32 protein-coding genes are annotated in these 19590 nt (G+C 34.3%); all 32 read left to right on the forward strand.

Annotation, left to right across the window (positions count from 1 at the left end; all coding sequences use genetic code 11):
• The first annotated feature begins 1 nt into the window (after position 1).
• The 32 genes from COD11_RS04160 to COD11_RS04300 all read left to right on the forward strand — a co-directional run bounded on the left by COD11_RS04160 (position 2) and on the right by COD11_RS04300 (position 19561).
• Positions 2–388 carry a hypothetical protein gene (locus COD11_RS04160; RefSeq protein ID WP_098795498.1) on the forward strand — a complete coding sequence of 129 codons (387 nt, stop codon included), beginning with the start codon at positions 2–4 and terminating at the stop codon, positions 386–388.
• Positions 389–435: 47 nt separating this feature from the next.
• Entirely contained in the window at positions 436–585 is a 150-nt protein-coding gene (locus tag COD11_RS26665; protein ID WP_176550969.1) for a hypothetical protein, read from the forward strand.
• A 32-nt stretch (positions 586–617) separates the two neighbouring features.
• Positions 618–887, forward strand: coding sequence for a hypothetical protein (locus COD11_RS04165; protein ID WP_098795499.1), 270 nt, complete (start codon positions 618–620; stop codon positions 885–887).
• Between the two features lie 81 nt (positions 888–968).
• Positions 969–1142, forward strand: coding sequence for a hypothetical protein (locus COD11_RS26670; protein WP_176550970.1), 174 nt, complete (start codon positions 969–971; stop codon positions 1140–1142).
• Positions 1143–1159: 17 nt separating this feature from the next.
• Positions 1160–1312: a DUF3983 domain-containing protein gene (locus COD11_RS26440; protein ID WP_141549643.1), complete on the forward strand. Its 153-nt coding sequence runs from the start codon at positions 1160–1162 to the stop codon at positions 1310–1312.
• A complete protein-coding gene (locus COD11_RS27355) occupies positions 1302–1430 on the forward strand; it encodes a hypothetical protein (protein WP_255301529.1) in 129 nt (42 codons plus the stop codon). Before COD11_RS26440 ends, COD11_RS27355 begins: the two co-directional genes overlap by 11 nt.
• 100 nt (positions 1431–1530) lie before the next feature.
• Positions 1531–2058 (forward strand): sigma factor-like helix-turn-helix DNA-binding protein, encoded by a 528-nt coding sequence (locus COD11_RS04170; protein ID WP_098795594.1) that lies wholly within the window; start codon positions 1531–1533, stop codon positions 2056–2058.
• An 83-nt stretch (positions 2059–2141) separates the two neighbouring features.
• Positions 2142–2330, forward strand: coding sequence for a hypothetical protein (locus tag COD11_RS04175; RefSeq protein WP_098795500.1), 189 nt, complete (start codon positions 2142–2144; stop codon positions 2328–2330).
• On the forward strand, positions 2330–2722 hold the full coding sequence (locus COD11_RS04180; RefSeq protein WP_098795501.1) for an HNH endonuclease: 393 nt from the start codon (positions 2330–2332) through the stop codon (positions 2720–2722). The genes COD11_RS04175 and COD11_RS04180 overlap by 1 nt, the downstream gene beginning before the upstream one ends.
• 106 nt (positions 2723–2828) lie before the next feature.
• Positions 2829–3290, forward strand: coding sequence for a P27 family phage terminase small subunit (locus tag COD11_RS04185; protein ID WP_098795502.1), 462 nt, complete (start codon positions 2829–2831; stop codon positions 3288–3290).
• Positions 3287–4966 carry a terminase large subunit gene (locus tag COD11_RS04190; RefSeq protein ID WP_098795503.1) on the forward strand — a complete coding sequence of 560 codons (1680 nt, stop codon included), beginning with the start codon at positions 3287–3289 and terminating at the stop codon, positions 4964–4966. Before COD11_RS04185 ends, COD11_RS04190 begins: the two co-directional genes overlap by 4 nt.
• Before the next feature lie 14 nt (positions 4967–4980).
• Complete coding sequence (locus COD11_RS04195; protein WP_098795504.1) at positions 4981–6213, forward strand: phage portal protein; 1233 nt, start codon at positions 4981–4983, stop codon at positions 6211–6213.
• Positions 6213–6818, forward strand: a complete 606-nt coding sequence (locus COD11_RS04200; protein ID WP_098795505.1) for an HK97 family phage prohead protease — start codon at positions 6213–6215, stop codon at positions 6816–6818. Before COD11_RS04195 ends, COD11_RS04200 begins: the two co-directional genes overlap by 1 nt.
• Positions 6819–6820: 2 nt before the next feature.
• Positions 6821–7984 carry a phage major capsid protein gene (locus COD11_RS04205; RefSeq protein ID WP_255301531.1) on the forward strand — a complete coding sequence of 388 codons (1164 nt, stop codon included), beginning with the start codon at positions 6821–6823 and terminating at the stop codon, positions 7982–7984.
• A gap of 45 nt (positions 7985–8029) precedes the next feature.
• Positions 8030–8296, forward strand: a complete 267-nt coding sequence (locus COD11_RS04210) for a hypothetical protein (RefSeq protein WP_098795506.1) — start codon at positions 8030–8032, stop codon at positions 8294–8296.
• Positions 8286–8573 carry a head-tail connector protein gene (locus COD11_RS04215; protein ID WP_098795507.1) on the forward strand — a complete coding sequence of 96 codons (288 nt, stop codon included), beginning with the start codon at positions 8286–8288 and terminating at the stop codon, positions 8571–8573. The genes COD11_RS04210 and COD11_RS04215 overlap by 11 nt, the downstream gene beginning before the upstream one ends.
• Before the next feature lie 12 nt (positions 8574–8585).
• Positions 8586–9161, forward strand: coding sequence for a phage head closure protein (locus tag COD11_RS04220; protein ID WP_098795508.1), 576 nt, complete (start codon positions 8586–8588; stop codon positions 9159–9161).
• Complete coding sequence (locus COD11_RS04225; RefSeq protein WP_098795509.1) at positions 9161–9586, forward strand: HK97 gp10 family phage protein; 426 nt, start codon at positions 9161–9163, stop codon at positions 9584–9586. The genes COD11_RS04220 and COD11_RS04225 overlap by 1 nt, the downstream gene beginning before the upstream one ends.
• Positions 9583–10023: a phage tail terminator family protein gene (locus COD11_RS04230; protein ID WP_098795510.1), complete on the forward strand. Its 441-nt coding sequence runs from the start codon at positions 9583–9585 to the stop codon at positions 10021–10023. The genes COD11_RS04225 and COD11_RS04230 overlap by 4 nt, the downstream gene beginning before the upstream one ends.
• A complete protein-coding gene (locus COD11_RS04235) occupies positions 10005–11069 on the forward strand; it encodes a phage tail sheath subtilisin-like domain-containing protein (RefSeq protein WP_098795511.1) in 1065 nt (354 codons plus the stop codon). Before COD11_RS04230 ends, COD11_RS04235 begins: the two co-directional genes overlap by 19 nt.
• 13 nt (positions 11070–11082) lie before the next feature.
• Complete coding sequence (locus COD11_RS04240) at positions 11083–11517, forward strand: phage tail tube protein (protein ID WP_098795512.1); 435 nt, start codon at positions 11083–11085, stop codon at positions 11515–11517.
• A 3-nt stretch (positions 11518–11520) separates the two neighbouring features.
• Entirely contained in the window at positions 11521–11895 is a 375-nt protein-coding gene (locus tag COD11_RS04245; protein ID WP_098795513.1) for a phage tail assembly chaperone, read from the forward strand.
• A 162-nt stretch (positions 11896–12057) separates the two neighbouring features.
• Positions 12058–13788, forward strand: coding sequence for a hypothetical protein (locus tag COD11_RS04255; protein ID WP_098795514.1), 1731 nt, complete (start codon positions 12058–12060; stop codon positions 13786–13788).
• Positions 13785–14408, forward strand: coding sequence for a LysM peptidoglycan-binding domain-containing protein (locus COD11_RS04260; protein WP_176550971.1), 624 nt, complete (start codon positions 13785–13787; stop codon positions 14406–14408). Before COD11_RS04255 ends, COD11_RS04260 begins: the two co-directional genes overlap by 4 nt.
• Positions 14405–15325: an XkdQ/YqbQ family protein gene (locus COD11_RS04265; RefSeq protein ID WP_098795516.1), complete on the forward strand. Its 921-nt coding sequence runs from the start codon at positions 14405–14407 to the stop codon at positions 15323–15325. The genes COD11_RS04260 and COD11_RS04265 overlap by 4 nt, the downstream gene beginning before the upstream one ends.
• The gene (locus COD11_RS04270) at positions 15322–15612 is read left to right on the forward strand and encodes a DUF2577 family protein (protein WP_098795517.1); all 291 of its coding nucleotides are present in this window, start codon (positions 15322–15324) and stop codon (positions 15610–15612) included. Before COD11_RS04265 ends, COD11_RS04270 begins: the two co-directional genes overlap by 4 nt.
• The gene (locus COD11_RS04275; RefSeq protein ID WP_098795518.1) at positions 15612–16040 is read left to right on the forward strand and encodes a DUF2634 domain-containing protein; all 429 of its coding nucleotides are present in this window, start codon (positions 15612–15614) and stop codon (positions 16038–16040) included. The genes COD11_RS04270 and COD11_RS04275 overlap by 1 nt, the downstream gene beginning before the upstream one ends.
• Entirely contained in the window at positions 16030–17061 is a 1032-nt protein-coding gene (locus COD11_RS04280) for a baseplate J/gp47 family protein (protein WP_098795519.1), read from the forward strand. The genes COD11_RS04275 and COD11_RS04280 overlap by 11 nt, the downstream gene beginning before the upstream one ends.
• Positions 17051–17584, forward strand: a complete 534-nt coding sequence (locus COD11_RS04285; RefSeq protein WP_098795520.1) for a putative phage tail protein — start codon at positions 17051–17053, stop codon at positions 17582–17584. The genes COD11_RS04280 and COD11_RS04285 overlap by 11 nt, the downstream gene beginning before the upstream one ends.
• Position 17585: 1 nt before the next feature.
• On the forward strand, positions 17586–19031 hold the full coding sequence (locus tag COD11_RS04290) for a hypothetical protein (RefSeq protein ID WP_098795521.1): 1446 nt from the start codon (positions 17586–17588) through the stop codon (positions 19029–19031).
• Between the two features lie 12 nt (positions 19032–19043).
• Positions 19044–19424, forward strand: a complete 381-nt coding sequence (locus COD11_RS04295) for a hypothetical protein (RefSeq protein ID WP_098795522.1) — start codon at positions 19044–19046, stop codon at positions 19422–19424.
• A complete protein-coding gene (locus tag COD11_RS04300; protein WP_098795523.1) occupies positions 19424–19561 on the forward strand; it encodes an XkdX family protein in 138 nt (45 codons plus the stop codon). Before COD11_RS04295 ends, COD11_RS04300 begins: the two co-directional genes overlap by 1 nt.
• Positions 19562–19590: the final 29 nt, after the last annotated feature.

Raw genomic sequence — 19590 nt, forward strand, 5'->3', positions numbered from 1 at the left:
TATGAAATCAAGGACTTTTGAAACCACCAATAACTATAAGCTAACCATTAAGAATAGAAAATCTGCTGTTATTTTCGAGATTGAAGAAGAACAAGCAAATAAGCATTATCAGTATTGGTTTGCGTTTACTCCAGATGGCTTTATTGATTTTATAAAATACATCGAGAAAATTGCAAATGAATCCTGGGTTAACTTACAACCTAAAGAAGCTGATAGCTTAGGATCTGATTACTACGAGTATTATGACAGAGAACTTGATAATAACGGTTATCTTAGAATTAAAAATAATGGGTTATTAATTGAAAGACCATCTTTAGAAAGTAATAGGTTGTACCAGTTTAACAAGAAAAAGATGGAGTCGTTTATCTACGATTTAAGAGGTAAGTAATACGCAATCCAAGGATTTAGCGCAGTAATAAGAAGGGAGTCAATTCAATGATTGTAATGTTTCAAATCCTGTTAATGGCAGTTATTTTGATAACCGCTCTTGGTGCAGTCGCAGAGAAGGATAAAGAGGCTAGAACAAACTTAACATCTATTGTATTTGCTTCTATTGCTGCATGCCTTATCACATTTGCAATATAGAGGTGTAAACCAATCGTAAGAGGAGGTAACATATGAATATCCTTGTTGGAGATAAATATAAAATCACATCGGATAAACTAAATATAACGGTAAATGAAAGCTACGAAAAATTAAATGATGAGAAAGAACCTACAGGAGAAATTGACTTCAAACCAATCGGACATTTCGGTAATTTAGTACAAGCTTGTAACTTTCTTCTAGATAGAGATATAAAAATAGGTGATGCCGAAAACCTTTCAGAATTAGTTAAAGAAATACACGCAGCTAAGAAACGAATTTGTGAATCAATAAGTAACAAATAAGCGTTGTTATCCACAACTTACTGTTAATAAACTTAATAACTGTGTATATAATCATATATTCACATAAGAGGAGCGGACCAAATGAACAAAGATTACATTTTCTTTTGTCAGAATTGTGGACTGCCTCAAAGAATAACAAACTATGTGATTAAGAAATATTTTATCTCTTATGGAGTAAAAGGATTTTATTGTTCAAACTGCTGTGCTTATAACAAATTTACAGATGAAGAAAAGCAAGTGCTCTTGAATGATTGAATTAGGGGTGGAGTGAATTGGTAGCTAATAAAAGAAAGCACAAAAAACGATTGGGTAAGTTAATAAACAAAAGAATTAAAGAAGCGGATAAACAGAGAGTTGAGAGCAACTGGAGAAATATATTCGTAAAGAAAGGAATTCTAAAGGAGGAGATTCTTAATGATAAGTAAGGTTCATACTTGGAAAATGACTGAGGAAGAACGTCTTGATTATATAAAGAAGCATCCTATTAAATACCTGAAAAATGAAAAAGATTCAAGTGTACCTAATAAAAATAAGAAAAAATAAAAATAAGCCAGGATCACTCCCAGCTTTTAAAAAGAAAAGGTTTAATACATTATAACATATGGTGGTGATCTGGTTGCAGACTGGTTTAACCTTTAAAGAAATAGATGAAATGGTACTAGACTACAAGATTGCCTTAGAAGATGCCAAAAGACGTTATGAATTAGCTTCCGATGATAAACAGGATAGTGAAACCCGTTCAGATAAAGAAATCATCAAGGATATGATCACCGATATAGAATATGCAATTGAATGGATGGAAACGGGAAGACGTCCAGGTAATAAAAGAGGTATAGAGCGAAGAGCCGCTTATCAGAGAGAAAGAGCTTTTGATCCATTAGTTATGCAAAAGTATTTTAGAAGTGCGGATGATTTAGATTATGAATGGGATAAATCTGATAAAGAACAATTAATAAGTGTTTGGGAACAGGAGCGGATAGAAGATGCTTTATCAGTTCTCACTAAAAAAGAAAGAGAAATTTACTTAATGTCACGCGGTTATTGTATTAGATATAAAGATATAGCGAATTATTTAGGTGTATCAGTTAGTACTGTTAAGACAAATATCAAAAGATCGGAAAAGAAAATAAGTCAAAGAATTAGAGAAAGCCTCTTCTGCTTATGTAGTTGAGGTTTTTCATTGTTCTAGAAGCGGATGTTGTTTTTCGTCAACCAAATGCCACCAATATATAAAGAGACATGGAAGGTGATTGGGTGAAGATTGCTGATCATTTAAATAAAGAACAGAAGAAAAAACTTAATCAGTTAAATAAACAAGAATCATCCAAGAAGAAACAATCACCTAAGAAAAAGAAAATAGAAGAACGTGTTGATTGGGTAGATATTATGGGTATGAATCGTGATACTTACAAACGTAACCGAGGAGCAATAAGGAGGAAGTAATGCTAAAGAGTTGTAAGCATTGTGGAAGGATCCATGAAAGATCATTCCAGTGTCCAAGTAAACCAAAAAGAACAAACTACAAAGTTACACACGTTGATAAATTTAGATGGACTGCTGCATGGCAAAAGAAACGGAAACACATTAATGAACGAGATAAATACTTGTGTCAGGTCTGCATTAGAGAATTGTATAACACTCAACAAAGATATAACTTTACTAACATAGAAGTCCATCACATCGTACCGATTGTGGAAGACTGGAACAAAAGATTAAAAGATAATAATTTAATTTGTTTGTGCAAGTATCATCATGAGATGGCTGAGAGTGGAGAGATAAGTAGAGAAGAATTGTTGGAGATCGTTAAGGTTCAAGAGATGAAACATGCATTTTAGGTCCCCCCGGGGGTCTTTTAGGCTTTTTTTCGATTTTTCCTACACCACGCTGCCCCCTACGGTCAAAAAAAATTCCCGAAATGGAAAAAATAAAGGAGGTGAGGAAATGGCTAGACCAACTAAAAGTGTGAAGACAATGAGTAAGAATCTTACAAAAGAAGAAATTCAGGTTCGTTCACAAACGGAAGATAAGTTAAAAGGAACAGCCGATAAAATTTCCCCACCGACACCATTAAATGCTAGACAAAAGAAAATATTCCATTACATTGTAGAAGAGTTAAGTTCTAGTGGGATTTTAGGTAATTTAGATATTTATATTTTAGGAACATGTGCAATTTCAATAGATCGACTTCAACAAATTGAAAAGATGATAAATAAAGATATTAATAATTTATTTGATAAGAACCTAATGAGTGCGAAAGATAAATATACAAAGGATTTCTTCAGATGTTGTAACGAACTAAGCCTTTCACCTCAAAGTAGAGCTAAGCTTGGCAATTTAAATCTTCAAGCAAAACAACAGGAGGAAGATCCATTACTCAAGGTTTTGTCTGGTGGTAAAAAATGATAATAGAAAAAGCAGTTCAGTATGCAGAAGATGTACTGAGTGGCAAAGAAATTACCACTAAGGAAGTTAAAAAACAATGTGAATGGTTTATGAATGACCGAGAAAGACAAAATGATGAAGATTTTAAATATTACTTTGACTTGGATGAGGTTTTAAGGATTGAAGGAATACTTCAATTGGTAAACTTTGCGACGGGGCTTGGGGTTATAGGGAAATCGATTTTAAATGGTATGGAAGGTTTCCAAGCATTTTTTATTGTAAATATATTCGGTTGGAGATTTAAAGAAGACAGTGAAAAATACCGTTATCGAGATGTTACTTTATTTATTCCACGTAAAAATGCAAAGACATTTATTTGTGCTCTTATTTTAATAATATTAATGCTTACTGAAGATAACTTCTCGGAATTTTATTCTATTTGTTTGGACCGTGAATTAGCTGGGGAAGTAAAAAAAGCCATGACTCAGATAATTGAAGCAAGTCCAAACATTAGTAAGTATTTTATTATACCTAAGACACTTAATGGCAGAGTTAAGTGTAAATTAACCAATAGTTTTTTTCAGGCACGTACAGCTGAAGCGAATAAAAACAACTCTATACGTCCTAGTGCTTTTATTGCTGATGAAGTTGGAGCTTTTAAGGATTATGGAAATATTAATGCAATGAAATCAGGACAATTAAACGTAAAAAATCCTTTGCGTTTTAAACTAACTACTGCTTACGCAGAAGACAAATCTATTATGTTAGAAGAATTGGCCTACATAAAGAAAGTATATAGTGGGCTTATTGAAGATGATCGTATGTTCGCACTTTTGTATTATGCAGAAGAAGAACATTTATGGGATGATATAGGCTTATATCAAGCGAATCCTTTACGAATTGAAGCAAACTATAATGAGATTAGGGACAGTCGTAAAACAGCTTTAGAAAAACCAGCAGAACGTGAAGAATATCTTTGTAAACACATGAATCACTTTTTACCTTCCTATAGTGGTGAGGCTTTCATCAATATAGATGATTTACAAAAATGTAAGATTGATAGCTTTGATTGGTCGGGAAGGCAAGTATGGATAGGTCTGGATTTAGCAATGACCAATGACAATTGCTCATACTCTATGGTTACAGAGGAAGATGCAGAGATCTACGGTGAATCTTTTGCGTTTGTACCAACCGAAAGGATACCTGAGAAAAACAAGTTTGAAAAAATAAATTACTACGATTTCATAAAAGAAGGTGTTTGTTTTTCATGTGGCGATATGACGGTTGACTATGGATTTATCGAGGAAATTATTCTGGCTATAGAAGAAAAACATCAAGTAATCGTTATGGGAATTGCCTATGACCGGTATAACTGCTTATCAACTGCCCAAAGGTTAGAGCGTGAAGGATATAAAACGGTGGAAGTAAAGCAACATTCAAGTGTTCTTCATCCAGCAACTAAGTTACTTCAAGAAAAAATTCTAAACAGAGAATTTCATTATACTGAAAACAAGCTATTGGAAATTAACTTTCAAAACGCCAAAGTTACAGAAGACAACAATAAAAATAAATATGTAAACAAGAAAAAATCAAATGGAAAAGTAGACATGGTTGTTAGTTTAATTAATGCAATCTACTTACTACAACAAGATGTGTTTTTTAATCCCGACTCGAATTGGGGAGCACAGGTTATCTAGAGGGAGGTGAAATGATGGGTTTGATTAAGCAATGGAAAGAATTTAGACAGTATCAGGAAAATAGAGAAAGTATGACTATGGAAGAATTACTTTTAAGTGTTGGAATAACGACTGGAGTAATATCTAAAGAGCAAGCTCTAAACATTCCTGCCGTAAGTGCTTGTTTAGGAGTCATTTCTGATACTGTCGCATCGTTACCTATTGTTCTCTACAAAGAGGATGGCGGCCAAGTAAGTGAAATAGATGAAGATGAAAGAACAAACCTTCTAAATGATGATACAAATGATACACTCGATGGGTTCCAATTCAAAAAAGCTCTAGTTGAGGATTACTTACTATGCGGTGCCGGATATGCGTTCATTAATCGCGAAAGAAACAATGTAAAAAGTCTACATTATGTGGACAATGTAAACCTCTCGGTAAACATTAATGCTGATCCAATCTTTAAGAAGTACGATATTCTAGTGAACGGTGCAAATTATAGAGAATTTGAATTCATTAAGCTTACTAGGAAATCAAAGGATGGTGTAACTGGTAAAGGAATTATTGATGAAAACAATAAAATGTTATCAGTTGCTTATAATTCTTTAGTTTTTGAGGAACTACTTGTTAAAACAGGTGGGAATAAAAAAGGATTTTTAAAAAGTCAGGGACGATTATCCCCTGATGCAATTAAGGAATTGAAAACGGCTTGGAACAATCTTTATAAAAATAACACTGAGAATGTTGTTATCTTAAATAATGGGTTGGATTTTCAAGAAGCTTCAAATACATCTGTAGAAATGCAATTGAATGAAAATAAGAAAACAAATTCTATTGAAATATGTAAGTTGTTTATTGTTCCACCATCAATCTTGGATGGGTCGGCAAGTGATGAAGTATATAACAACTGGATAAAGGTATGTATTTTACCAATATTGGCTGCAATTCAAACAGCTTTAAATAAGGACCTTTTACTACCAAGTGAAAAAGGTTCTTTTTATTTTGCCTTTGACACTAAAGAGCTTTTAAAAGGTGATATGGAGAAGAGATTTAAAGCTTATGAGATAGCAGCCAAAAACGGAATTTTTCAGATTGATGAAATCAGATATAAAGAAGACTTACCACCTTTAGGATTAGACTTCATCAAGTTAGGTTTACAAGACGTTCTATATAATCCGAAAACTAAAGAAATTTATACACCTAATACGAACAAATCAACAAATATAGACAATCCCACAAACCACTTGGGAGGAGGTGAAGAGTAGTGAGAATCGAGATTCGAGGGAATCAAGTTTTGCTTGATGGCTATGTGAATGCTGTTGGGCGTGAAAGTAGAATTTTACCTTCACCTAGAGGTAGATTCAGAGAACAAATTGTTCCAAAGACGTTTGAAAAAGCTTTATTAAAGGCGGAAGATGTAGAGCTACGTTTTAATCATGATAAGAATCGCAAGCTAGGATCGACTAAAGAAGGCAATTTGGAGCTACGTGAAGACAACATTGGATTAAGGGCAATTGCTACAGTTACAGACGATGAAGTGATTCAAAAAGCGAAAAATGGTGAGTTAAAAGGTTGGTCCTTTGGTTTTATTGACAATAAACCTAATTGGATTGATGGAGAAGATGGTGTACAGAAGAGATTTTTAGAAGATATTGACCTTTTAGAAGTATCCATCTTGGACAAGACCCCTGCTTATATTGCAACGTCAATTGAAGCTCGTGGAGAAGACAGTGTTGTATCTGAACAAAGAAGTGATGATTTTAAAGCGGAAATTGAAGATCTAAGTCCAGAAAAGAATGAGCAAAGGGATTTAGACTATTCACTTTATGATAAAGAATTAGAATTCCTTAAATTGAAAGGTGGAAATTAATAATGACATTTAAAAATGTATTAGCAAAACCAGTGATCGAATATCGTTCAATGCCATCCCTTTTGGAACAACGTAATAATCTATTAGATGAGATGGATGGGTTACTGAAAAAAGCGAAAGAGGAAACAAGAGCATTTTCTGAAGAGGAAACAAAACGTTTTGATGATATCAAAAGTGAAGTTGCAAAGATTGATAAAACTTTAGCTGCCGAAGAAGAAGCTCGTTCATTTGAGAAAAAAGAAGTTAAAAAAACTTCTGGGGAAGAAGAACAACGTGCGCTTGATGAAGCAAACTTTCTTAAATTTGTACGAGGTGAAGAACGTGCATTGGATGTTGCCTCTAATGGTGGAGTAATTCCTACTCATATTGCTAACAAGATCATTGAAAAAGTAAAAGAATTATCTCCAATCTATTCCATGGCAACTATCTACAATGTAGGTGGGGATTTAGTATTCCCTGTGTACGATGAGGAGACATCATCAATTAGCGCAACATATGTTGATGATCTAACGGAACTTACTGAAGGTACTGGTAAATTCACAACAGTTAAACTTCAAAACTTTATTGTTGGTTGCTTAGCTAAAATTTCAAAATCTCTAATGAACCGTACAGATTTTGATTTGCTTTCATTTGTAATCACAAAAGTTGCAAAGGCTATTGCAGAGTTCTTAGAGAAGGAATTAATTGTGGGTACTGCAACTAAAATGACAGGTGTTTTATCATCCACAAATGTGGTAACTACTGCAAGTGGTGCTGCAATTGTTGCGGACGAACTAATTGATTTACAAATGACAGTTCCAGAAGTTTACCAAGGTAACGCATCTTGGATATTAAACAAGTCCACATTCAAAGCAATCCGTAAGTTAAAAGATGGTGATGGTAATTATCTGTTAAATAAAGATGCGACAAATGGATTTGGTTGGACATTACTCGGAAAACCTGTTCATATTACTGAAAGTATGCCTGAGATTGCATTAAGTGCAAAAGTTATTGCTTACGGTGATTTCAGTGGTTTATATGTTAAGCTTGCTCAAAATGTTGAACTTCAAGTTCTTAATGAAAAATATGCAACTCAACACGCTATCGGAGTTGTAGGATATGTGGAAGTAGACTCTAAGATTGTTGAACCACAAAAACTTGCTTTATTGAAAATGGCTGCTGCATAATTCGAAGGTGGTTAATTCCACCTTCTTTTTTAGGAGGTGAAACAAATGAAAGTAAAAGCTTTGGTTAGTTTCGCAGGTATAGTTACAATGGGAAAAAATGAAGTCAGAGAAATTAAGGATAATGACGTACGTGAAAGTCTTATTCGTGTTGGTTATGTTGAAGAAATTAAACAACCAGAAGTAGTTATATCTGGGTTAAAAGCAGATGCTAATACTGTTGAAAATGAAGAAAAAGTACCTGAGACTGTTGAAAAAGTTGAAGAAAAACCTAAAAATCAGTCAAAAAGAAGGGTGAAAGCTAATGAAAATTAGTGAAGTAACCACAAATGACCTGATCGAATATGCTCGAGAAACTGCAGATCCAGAAGTAACAAAAACATTCGGTACTATTTTGCTTGCTTCAAAAGCGTATATAAAAAGTTATACTGGTCTTACTGTTGAACAGATGGATGTTAAAGAGGATTTAACCATTGCTCTAATGGTTTTGGCTAACGAAATGTATGAAAATAGAGTATTTACGGTTCAAGATAACAAAGTAAACGTGGTAATTAAATCAATTCTGGATATGCACTCCATCAATCTTTTATAAGGGGTGATCTAAATGAATCCAGGGCTTCTTGATAAACGTTTATCTTTTTCTTTTGGGTCAATTTGGGCTAAAAGAATAGTTAAATCAAAGAGAAGTGAGAACGAACAAAATGAGGAAGAGTATGAGTTTATTATTCGAAAGAATAATGAAATTGATTCGTATTTAACTTTTACCTCGGACGGTGTAAAATACCTCGTACTCACAGTTGATAATTATGAAAAAGAAAAAGGTTACATGGTATTAAAGTGTGAGAAAGCAAAGATTCATACTTTTTATGATACATGTACTATAAAAAGATATGTAGAAAGTGAATCAGTTAGTGGTGAAACAATATCTAATTTTCTACCTGTTTATACAAATGTAGCTTGTGAATTAGTAAGGTTGGAAACTGCCACAACTAATGAAACTGAGCAACAAACTGATATGAACCATAGGTATGAACTATACGTTGAGAATGAAACAGATATAAAAATTGGGGATAAATTAGAGGTTGCTCACAAAGGTGACCTTTATAATGTGGAAGTGAGAGATTATTTTAAATCACATACACATCAGGTTGTAACGATAGAACTTGAAGGTGAAGCATAATGATAAAAATGCAGTTTAAGAACTTTAAAAAGTTTGAGGAACATCTTCAGGAACTACAAAAAAACTTCCCTGAAGAACTTGAACAGTTTCTTTTAGATGTTGCAAAATCACTTAATCGTTCTGTTTTAAAACGTACCCCTGTACTGACGGGTGAATTGAAAAATAGTTGGAAGATAAGCAGCGTTACAAGATCCGGTGATTCAATTTATATCACAATTTTTAATGATGCCACGACTGAATATGAAGGTAGGCAAGTTCCTTTGGCTCCTTTTGTTGAATTTGGGCACAAAGTAGTTAATAAAAGTGGTGAAGTTGTAGGTAAGGCCGATGGCTACTACATGTTAACAACCTCTATAAAAGCAACTAACAAACAGATTCCAAGAAGGTTAAGAAAGATATTTGATAAGTTGGTGGCAAGCCTATGATCTTGGATATTCGTGAAAATATAATAAAAACTCTAAAGACTAATTTTCAAAATCATAAAATATATGGTGAAAAGAAAACCCAAGGCTTAACAAGGCCTTGTTTTTTTGTGGACATTTTACCGATAGATGCTCAAAAAATCACTCCGAATATGCAAGAGAAGTCTTATATTGTAGACGTCCAATACATGTCTTTAGAGGATACAAAGTTAAAGAACCTAGAAATGTCAGAAAAAATTTCGCAGTTATTTACACATGTTATTGGAACTGGTGGTAAGAGAATATCAGTTACAAATGAACGATTTGAAATCATCGATGGTATTTTACATTACCTTTTTGACATTGATTTCATTTTAATTGGTAAACAAACTGATGAACATGAACTAATGAAAAACATTAACCTTAATAGGGAGGTATTCACTTGGGACTTCCACGAGTAAATATATTATTTGAACAATTGGCGGCAAGTGCTATTCAGCGTGGTGAGCGTGGAATTGTAGCTTTGCTTCTAAAAGATGCAGCAGCACAAGGCACTCATGAAATTATTATGGATACAGATATTCCTACTGGTTTATCTGATGCTAACAAAAAGCAGATTAAATTAGCTTTAATCGGGGGAGTAAATGCCCCACTAAAAGTTATTGTACGTGTTGGTGATCCTGTTACAGAAACAGATTGGTCATTAGGATTAGCTTGGTTGGAAACAGTTAAGTTTGATTATCTTGTTATTCCTGAAATTGTAACAGCAGAACTTTCAACAATAGCATCATGGGTTGGTAGTCAGCGCACCAATAGAAAAATGATTAAGGCTATTTTGCCAGATCATGCAGCTGATAAAGAATACATTATTAATTTCACAACTGATTCAATTGTAGTAGGAGAAGACACATACACTAGCGCACAATTTTGCTCTAGAATTGCTGGATTGATTGCAGGAACACCGTTAAATATTGCTACAACGTTTCAACCTTTACCTGAAATATCTTCAGTCCAATCTTACACTAAAACACAACTTGATACTGCAATAGATAATGGAGAATTTGTTATTTATCACGATGGTGAAAAAGTAAAGGTTGCCCGTGGTGTTACATCTTTTGTTACTACTACTCAAACGAAGGGTGAAAGCTTTAAGAAAATTAAAATAGTGGAAATTCTAGATCTGTATTATACCGATATCACTAAGACTATTTCAGATAACTATATTGGTAAATATCCAAATAGTTATGATAATAAGGTTCTTTTAATTACAGCGATTCAAGCTTACCACAGACAGTTAGAAGCTGATCAACTGCTTGATGTGAATGTTAATGTAGTTGGAATAGATCTTGATGCTCATCGCGAGTATTTAACAAATAACGGTGTTGATATAACAAGTATGACTGATGAAGAAATTAAAACTGCAAATACAGGTGATGACGTCTTTATCGAGTCTAGAATTAAACCTCTAGACGCAATGGAGGATATCTCTGTGAAAGCTTATTTATAAGGGGGAATGTTAGATGTTTAATCCTGATCATGCTATATCTGGTACTCATGGAGAAGCTTGGGTTGATGGTGAAAAATTTGCTGAAGTATACGGACTACAAGCAAAAATTGATTTATTAAAAGAAGATGTGCCAATGTGCGGAACTAATAACGGCACAGGTAAAAAGTTGATGGGATGGGAAGGTAAAGGTTCCCTTAGGTTTAATAAGATAAATTCTAAAATTTTAAAAAGACAGTTAGATGCATTAAAAGAAGGTAAAGAGCTAAGGGTAACTATTGTTTCAAAGTTAGCAGATCCGGCTTCTTTAGGGGCAGAGCGTGTATCTATTCCTAATTGTACGTTTGATGATATTACACTTGCTGATTGGGAGTCGAAAACGATTTTACAAGAAGAAAAGCCATTTACTTTTAGTGATATGCCAGTATTAATCGATGCGATTGGAGTGTAATAAATGAGTAACTTTTTATTAAACATTGATCCAAAAAAATTCGACCTTCCAACTAAGCAAGTTAAAATTAAACGATTAGGTGAAGACGCGGTTTTTACTATTAAAGGTTTGAATAATCCTAGACTTGAAGAAATAAGAGAAATGGCCACTAATAAAGAGGGAGAAATAAATTCAGCTGAAGTTCAAGTTGAAACTATTTTATCCGGTATAGTTGAACCTAACCTAAGAAATGGAGAGTATTTAAAACACTTTGGTGTTGCTACTCCTTATGATTTAGTTGATAAGCTCTTTTTACCAGGTGAAAGACAATATATCTATGGGACTATTCAAGATCTAAGCGGTTTTGCAGATGATGCAATTGAAGAAATAAAAAACTAGTTAAGAGGGACGGAATGACAGCTATGATGTATCACTATTGGGTGCACGGTCGTTTGCGTCCCTCTTTCTTTTCTGAGATGAGTCAAAACGAATTGACTATAATAAGAGCGTTTTTTGAACTAGAAGTTGAAGAAATAAACCAACTCCCTAGGGGGTGAGAATATGGCTAAGAAAGAGGAATTACTTAAAGCGATAGTCTCAGTTGAAGACAAAGCCAGTAAACAGTTTGATAAAATTACAAAAAGCATGAACAAGCAAAATAATGAGTTACTTAGGCTAAAAGCTTCAATGGAGAAAGTAAGAGCACAGTCCAGGAAGAAAAACGATTTTCAATTTAGTACTACAAAAGCTGTTTCGGAGTCAAACCGATTAGAAAGAGCATTTAAATTGTTGCAAAGTTCTGCTAGCAAAGCAAGGGTGGCTATTGAGAAAGTTGGAAATATAACATCAAATATGGTACCAAGTGGGCAAACCCTATTGGGTGGAGCGATTGCAGGCGCATATTTTGGTAAACAGGCTTTTGATAATACATTTCTAAATGCTGCTAAATTTGAGATGTCTGCAAAAACAATACAAGCAATGTTTAATGATCAAAAGAAATCACAGGAATATATGAGTGCAATGGAAAAGGTAGCAATAGATTCACCATTATTCAACTCACAAGATATATTCCAGAATTCAAAATCTTTTATTGCGTTAACAAAGGAACAAAAGACACTTGAAAAGATGTGGGATCTATCAGAAAGGTTACTTGCAGTTGATCCAACTCAAGGAATCGAAGGATCTGTTTTTGCACTAAGAGAGTTGTTTTCTGGGGATGCCATTTCTATGGCTAGACGTTTTGAAATGCCTAAGAAAGAGCTGAACGATATTGCTAAAATGCCATTAGATAAGCAGATTAAAGCTTTAGATAAGTTGTTTAACAAGATGGGCATGACAAAACACCTTGTAGATGAAATGGGAGATACCACATTAGGGGTATGGAATCAAATTCTTGAAACTGTAAATGTTGCTAATAGGAAAATAGGGGAACCAGCTGTTAAAATTATTAAGCCTTTCTTAGATGACATAAATAATGCTTTACAATCAGGTAAAGGGAATAAATATGTTGAGTTTGGACAGCAAATGGCTTCAGGAATAGCAACCGGATTTGTAAATGGTGCACGTGGTTTAGGATCTTGGGTAGACGGCATAATGAATGATCCTAAGTTTCAAAAGCTAACTAGTGTAGAAGCTAAAGTAGGATTTGTTTTCGAGGATATCTCACAACGCTTTAATGAATGGTTAAATTCCGGTGGGAACGAGAAAATACAACAAACTGCAGATAAATTAATTCAGACTCTTGTTAAAGGAATCGAAAATTCAATTGAGTTGATCACTCCAATTGCTACGAAAATTGGAATTTCAATTGGTCAAGGTGTATTGTCGGGATTTAATTCTGCTATCCAAGATTCTTGGATGTTACAGATCCTTTCTGGTTCAAGTTCCGGAAAAAATGATTTTATAGTAGACCAAGGTGTTAAATGGACTGGAAAAGTTGTTAGTAATTTGTTAGGTGGTAACAAGTCATCTTCAAGTAATAAATCTTCTTCAACACCAAAACCAAGTTATGCTCCTACTGTTACCCTCCCTAGAGCAACAGGACATAAAAAGCATGCTTTTGGTATTCAACGTGTTCCAAGGGACAACTACCCAACAATTTTACATGAAGGGGAAAGCGTCAAAACTAAACAAGAAACTAATCAAAATAAAATCAATGGTGGAGAGCCTTCTGTTTTAATTACAGGTAATTACTTTACTGTTCGAGAAGAAGCAGATATTCAGAAGATCGCAAAAGAATTTGTTCGTGAATGGAAAAAGGAACGTTTAAATGTAGGAGGTGTTCATCAGTGATGGAATTTTGGCTTATTGACGGAAATGGAAGACAAAAACTCCGTCTTCCTGTGCCTCCACCAAACTATCTAAACGAAACTGGACAAGATGTTTATATTCAGGAGATTAATGATCTAGGAGAGCATTCCACAAAAGGTGATGCTAAATTAGACAGGACCACCTTAAAATCATTTTTTCCATCAGTATATTATCCTTTCTGCCAATATAAAAATTTCCCGAAACCTTACGAATTCGTAGAAATAATTAATGTGTGGGTTCATAATGATTTACCTATGAGATTATTAATTACTGAAACCAACATTAACAAATTATTTTTTATAGAGGATTTTTCGTATGGTGAAAGAGCAGGAAGTCGAGACGTTGAGTTTGAATTGAGTCTTATTGAGTATAGGTCTATACCTAAAAAGAAATCTAGCTCATCTGGCACTACTACAACATCCTCTAGATCTGAAAAAACTCCAAGTAAACCTAAGACGCATACTGTAGTTAAGGGTGATACTTTATGGGCTATAGCAAGAAATTATTATAATGATCCTTATAAATGGGATGAAATCGCAAAGGCAAACGATGTAAAAGATCCTAGGAAGCTTCAAATCGGAAAGGTGTTAAGGTTACCATGAGGTTAGTTATTGATAAACAAGAAATAAGGTTTCTTGATCTAACCTGGAGTGGGTCTAAATATAATGCTGCAAGACAAGTTTCTTTTACTTATCCAAGTAAGATTGGATATGCAATAAGTCCTGGTAGCATCTTAACACTGCATGAAGGTAATCGAACATTGTTTGAGGGAATTGTATTTAGTAAACAGATTTCAAATAAGTCTCATGAAATGAATGTAGTAGCCTATGATAGACTAATATATTTTCTTAAAAGTGAAGGTTCTTATAATTTCAAGACAACTACAGTTGGGAATGTCATTAAAAAGGTTGCAGCTGATGTTGGTGTTCCTGTTGGTAGTATTGCAGATTCAGAAACGTCAATTAAGCTCGATTCAATGATTAGTATGAATCTATATGAAGTGATTCTTCAAGCTTACCGTGAGGTTAAAAATAAGACTAAAATTGTTTATATGCCTGTTATTAATGGCGGGAAATTAAGCATTATAAAAGCAGGTGAAACTGTAAGTGATTTTTCGTTAGAAAATGGAATAAATCTTCTCGACAGTTCATTTGGTGAGAGTATTGAAAATGTGAAAAATAAGATTCTTATTGTTGATGATAAGGGTAACCGTGTAGGTGAGGTTAAAGGTGATGGGTTATCTCAGTGGGGAACATTTCAAGGTGTATATCAAAAAGAAGAAGGAAAAAACTCTAATACAGAAGCGAAATCACTGTTGCATGGTATGGATCTAGAAGCAAGTGTTGAAGCACTTGGAAATATAAACTGTATATCTGGAAAGGCCGTTACTGTATTGGACCCTACGACTAAACTAAAGGGTCTTTTTTATATAGATGAAGATACACACTATTGGAATCGAGGGCAGCATACAATGTCTCTTCAATTAAACTTTAAGAATATGGTAGATGATGAGTTATGAGTTTTGCTGAATTTACTCAAATGGTTAGAGAAGAGGGTAAACATTTTAATGATAAATCACTATATATTGGTGAGGTCGTATCTGTAAATCCGATAAGGGTGAAAACCAATGGGGTGATTTTAGATTCAGATCAATTAAAGGTGGCGACGTATTTATCACAGGTTACTTCTTCAGATGGTGTAATTGAGAGTAAAAAGTTAAAAGAAACCTTGGAAATATCCGACGAGCTACTTCTAATGAGAAGTGGTTCGTATTTTATTATTACTTGTAAATTGGAGGGGATTTAATGAGCATATTCCCTTTTATCAATTCCGATGAACAAACAAATGCAGAAACACCAATACCGATGGCTCGGGAGTGGGCTTGGGATATTGAAAAAGGTGATTTTAAGTTACAGAATGGAAAGCCGTATATTGTGGAAGGGATCGATGCAGTTAAGATTTGGGTTTACAAATCCCTAAAAACAAATCGATTTAAACACAGTTTTTATTCTTGGGATTACGGATCAGAATTGAATAGTTTAGTTGGCTCTGGATTTACAAAAGGAGCAGCAGAGTTAGAAGCAAAGCGTATGATTGAGGAATGTTTAATAGATAATCCTTATATTGAGGGAATTGATTCTTTATCTGTAGTGTTTGAAGATGATACTTTATCTATTTCATATTCTTTATCCACTTTATACGGTAGTACGGAGGTGGTAACCAATGCCTACTAAAGAAGAAATAATGAATAAGATGTTTAGTGCAATACCTAACAACTATGATAAATCAGAAGGATCAATTATCTATGATGCAGTTGTTGGTGTGGCCATCGCATTAGAAGATGGATACATTGAAATGGATTCTATGATTGATAACTTGTTCGCTGAAACGGCTACAAGTGAGTATTTAGAAAAGATTACAGCTGAGCTTGGTGTATTTAGAAAGCCTGCAACAAAGGCAACAACCTATATTGAAGCAACGGGTACAGAAGGAACAGTTATTCCTATAGGTGCTCGTTTTTTTGTAGATACAATTTACTTTGTATCCATTGAAAGTAAAAGCGTTAGTGGTGGAAAGGCTAGTTTATTAGTCGAGTGTGAACAAGAGGGTTCAGTGGGGAATGTACCAGCACACACAATTGTAAACTTTGAACCTATTTCCGGTATAAATGCTGTAACAAACCCAAATGCAGTTACTAATGGATCAGACGAAGAACCAGATGAAGAATTAAGAGAAAGGTATTTTGAGAGGGTTCAAACTCCAGCAACGAGTGGTAATCCTCAGGATTACATTAATTGGTGTAAAGAGGTAGTTGGTGTAGGTGATGCCAAAGTAATTCCTCTTTGGAATGGAAATGGAACAGTAAAATGTGTAGTAATTAATAGCAATAAACGTGCAGTTGATCAAACAACACTTAATGCTGTTGTTACAAATATAGACGATAATAAACCAATTGGACCTACTGTCACTGTTATAAGTGCTGAAGAGCTACCAATAAACATAACTGTTGATGTTGATTTGAATTCAGGATATGACCTAACAACGGTGACAACATCTATTTCAGATGCTTTAACAAATCATTTTAAAGACATAGCTTTTAAATCTGATTACGTGTCTTATGCATTAGTTGGGTCAACCATCTTAAATGTGGATGGAGTAATCGATTATAGAAATTTAACACTAAATACTGGTACTTCAAACGTAACAATTGGAAGTGAACAGGTCGCGGTGGTGGGAACAGTCGATGTTACGTGATAAAATGCCTTCTTTTTATAGTGAAAGTGGAATGATGCTTCAGTTATTTGAAGTTGAGGATACAGAGATACAAGATCTTGAAAAATCAATTCAAAATACTTTTGATGAATTTTTTATAGATACTGCTAAAGCAACAATCGATAGATGGGAAAAGGAAGTTGGAGTTCCAAAGTCTTCTCTTCCAATTGAACAACGTAGAGCAACGGTTAAATCAAAGCTAAGAGGTTATGGAACAGTTAATGTAGACCATATTAAAACAATCTGTGACTCCTATACAAATGGTGATGTAAGTATTATAGAAAAACCATCCACATATGAGTTTGAAGTAAAGTTTAATAGTGTGCGAGGAATACCACCTAATATGAAGGATTTACAAAATATTATAAATCAAATTAAGCCGGCTCATTTGGGTGTCACTTATATTTACCTGTACACAACATGGGATCGTTTTGATTCCTTTAATTACACTTGGGATGAGTTTGATTCTTTAAATAAAACATGGGATGAATTAGAGGTGATGTAAAGTGCCAACAAATACACCAAGGTTAGGTATTCCTAAACCATTAGGTAATGAATATTTTAACCGGACAAAGTTTAATGAAATATTAGATACGATTGATACGGGAGCTGCAAAGGACAGTGATCTTACTGCGCATAAGGCGGATGAAACGCAGGGAGCACATAAAGCTAAAAATATCGCTGTTGAGGATTTAAATGCCGTATTTACTGCTACAGATGTTGAGGGTGCTCTAAATGAATTAAAAACTGATTTAGATAATATAGACCTTACTGCATCTAGCGTTACCACTGACCAAGGCACAACAGTACAAACTGAGTTAGATACTTTAAAGTCATCTGTCAATAATGGGAAAACTACAGTCAAGAACGCTATTATTGGCAAAGGTGGAACAGTTCTTGACGGAGATGGTGACGGTGTGAGTACGTTCGCGGAGTTGGAAGCAGGGATAAGTGGATTAGGAACACTCCCTATTCACGTAACAAAAACCATTCTTTCTACTAATACTCCTCACGTTGTAAAAACAATCACTTCTAATGTAAGCCCATGGGGATGTAAATACTTAGGAAATGGATATGGTTTTGTTTGTTTGAATAACGGATCAACTGGAAGCTATTCCATGATGATTGTAAATAAAAATGGGGATATCGTGAAAACCCTCACTATCTATTTAGACGGGGATATGACGCAAAGCTCTCCTATGGGTCACCCTTGTATTGCACCAGATGGAGGATACTTTCTAACACATGGAGGAAGTATCTATAAATTATCAAGTGACTTCAGTTCATTTACCAAAGTGATAAATAAGGGAACATACGGGACTTATAGCAATTATTGGGGAATTGTTATGTTTATTAACCCTAGAGGACAATTAATCCTTATTAATGCCGCAGGATGTATATATGCATTTAATCCGTCTACTTATATTTTAATTGAGACATTAAAAGCCACAATGGATGCTTCTGCAATTTCCTCTTATGCAAGCGGTCAAAAGTGGGAGACAAAGGATTATATCGGATTTAAGAATGGGGATACTGGAGGAGAGCTTTACAAATACAAAAAGAATCATGCCGCAGGAGAAAATCCATTTGTAGCGAGAGGCTCCGTCACTTATTCAGTAGGAGTATGTAACGACGAGGAATATATTTATCTTGGAGCTGCCGATAATGGTCATATGAGAGTTGCGAGAATAAGTGATTTGGTCGTGATTAAAAGTTTAGCAACTACTTCGAGTCAAGCTTATGGAATCTATTATGATTCTCTGTTAAAGGTTCCTGTTTTAGTTGGGTATCAATGCATTTTTCGATATGATCCTATAAATGATGTAATGGGAGCTTATAAATCAGAGACGTCATTTACAGATACGTTTGCGATTTATGCATACTTGAATCCAGAATCTTACCAAGTAGTATCAAGAACAAAAGCATTGTTTTATGGAATTGATAAACTATAAGGAGGAATATTCATGATTTTTTATAAAGTGGAAAATGGAGAACTATCCTATATTCATCATATGCCGTTTGATGAAACAGAGGGACTAGGAAAAACAAAAGAGGAATTATTAAAAGAAGGTTTTCTTGTTGAGTCACTTCCTACTATGGAAGAACAAATAGGAAAAATGCCTATTTTAAAAGTAGATTCAGCAAATCAACTTTACTATGAATACATTGACCGTCCTTTATCACCAGAAGAAAAAATCACACAACTTGAAGCTGAAAACTCGTTCTTTGTACTAGAAATGTTAAAAGCACAAGAGCAAGCGACCGTTGCAACTCAACAAGCAGCCTCAGCCGAACAAGCTAATGCTGATCTAACATTAGAATTAATTGTTAAGGGGGTATTATAATGAATTACTATACTATTGCAAAACGTTATTATGACAAAGGTTACTATACTAAAGGTGATGTGAAGGTCTTTGTATCTAGTGGCAAGATAACAGAAACACAATATCAAGAAATTACAGGAGAAGCGTACACAGTGTAGGCTTTTTTATTTTGCGCTTCAGGGAATTG

Origin of the sequence: Bacillus sp. AFS040349 (assembly GCF_002577655.1) — a bacterium.
Taxonomy (GTDB): Bacteria; Bacillota; Bacilli; order Bacillales; family Bacillaceae; genus Metabacillus.

Coding starts and splice junctions, on each gene's coding strand:
- COD11_RS04160 (WP_098795498.1), top strand. CDS start 2: ATGAAATCAAGGACTTTTGAAACCACCAATAACTATAAGCTAACCATT.
- COD11_RS26665 (WP_176550969.1), top strand. CDS start 436: ATGATTGTAATGTTTCAAATCCTGTTAATGGCAGTTATTTTGATAACC.
- COD11_RS04165 (WP_098795499.1), top strand. CDS start 618: ATGAATATCCTTGTTGGAGATAAATATAAAATCACATCGGATAAACTA.
- COD11_RS26670 (WP_176550970.1), top strand. CDS start 969: ATGAACAAAGATTACATTTTCTTTTGTCAGAATTGTGGACTGCCTCAA.
- COD11_RS27355 (WP_255301529.1), top strand. CDS start 1,302: ATGATAAGTAAGGTTCATACTTGGAAAATGACTGAGGAAGAACGTCTT.
- COD11_RS04180 (WP_098795501.1), top strand. CDS start 2,330: ATGCTAAAGAGTTGTAAGCATTGTGGAAGGATCCATGAAAGATCATTC.
- COD11_RS04185 (WP_098795502.1), top strand. CDS start 2,829: ATGGCTAGACCAACTAAAAGTGTGAAGACAATGAGTAAGAATCTTACA.
- COD11_RS04190 (WP_098795503.1), top strand. CDS start 3,287: ATGATAATAGAAAAAGCAGTTCAGTATGCAGAAGATGTACTGAGTGGC.
- COD11_RS04195 (WP_098795504.1), top strand. CDS start 4,981: ATGGGTTTGATTAAGCAATGGAAAGAATTTAGACAGTATCAGGAAAAT.
- COD11_RS04205 (WP_255301531.1), top strand. CDS start 6,821: ATGACATTTAAAAATGTATTAGCAAAACCAGTGATCGAATATCGTTCA.
- COD11_RS04210 (WP_098795506.1), top strand. CDS start 8,030: ATGAAAGTAAAAGCTTTGGTTAGTTTCGCAGGTATAGTTACAATGGGA.
- COD11_RS04215 (WP_098795507.1), top strand. CDS start 8,286: ATGAAAATTAGTGAAGTAACCACAAATGACCTGATCGAATATGCTCGA.
- COD11_RS04220 (WP_098795508.1), top strand. CDS start 8,586: ATGAATCCAGGGCTTCTTGATAAACGTTTATCTTTTTCTTTTGGGTCA.
- COD11_RS04225 (WP_098795509.1), top strand. CDS start 9,161: ATGATAAAAATGCAGTTTAAGAACTTTAAAAAGTTTGAGGAACATCTT.
- COD11_RS04230 (WP_098795510.1), top strand. CDS start 9,583: ATGATCTTGGATATTCGTGAAAATATAATAAAAACTCTAAAGACTAAT.
- COD11_RS04240 (WP_098795512.1), top strand. CDS start 11,083: ATGTTTAATCCTGATCATGCTATATCTGGTACTCATGGAGAAGCTTGG.
- COD11_RS04245 (WP_098795513.1), top strand. CDS start 11,521: ATGAGTAACTTTTTATTAAACATTGATCCAAAAAAATTCGACCTTCCA.
- COD11_RS04255 (WP_098795514.1), top strand. CDS start 12,058: ATGGCTAAGAAAGAGGAATTACTTAAAGCGATAGTCTCAGTTGAAGAC.
- COD11_RS04265 (WP_098795516.1), top strand. CDS start 14,405: ATGAGGTTAGTTATTGATAAACAAGAAATAAGGTTTCTTGATCTAACC.
- COD11_RS04270 (WP_098795517.1), top strand. CDS start 15,322: ATGAGTTTTGCTGAATTTACTCAAATGGTTAGAGAAGAGGGTAAACAT.
- COD11_RS04275 (WP_098795518.1), top strand. CDS start 15,612: ATGAGCATATTCCCTTTTATCAATTCCGATGAACAAACAAATGCAGAA.
- COD11_RS04280 (WP_098795519.1), top strand. CDS start 16,030: ATGCCTACTAAAGAAGAAATAATGAATAAGATGTTTAGTGCAATACCT.
- COD11_RS04285 (WP_098795520.1), top strand. CDS start 17,051: ATGTTACGTGATAAAATGCCTTCTTTTTATAGTGAAAGTGGAATGATG.
- COD11_RS04295 (WP_098795522.1), top strand. CDS start 19,044: ATGATTTTTTATAAAGTGGAAAATGGAGAACTATCCTATATTCATCAT.
- COD11_RS04300 (WP_098795523.1), top strand. CDS start 19,424: ATGAATTACTATACTATTGCAAAACGTTATTATGACAAAGGTTACTAT.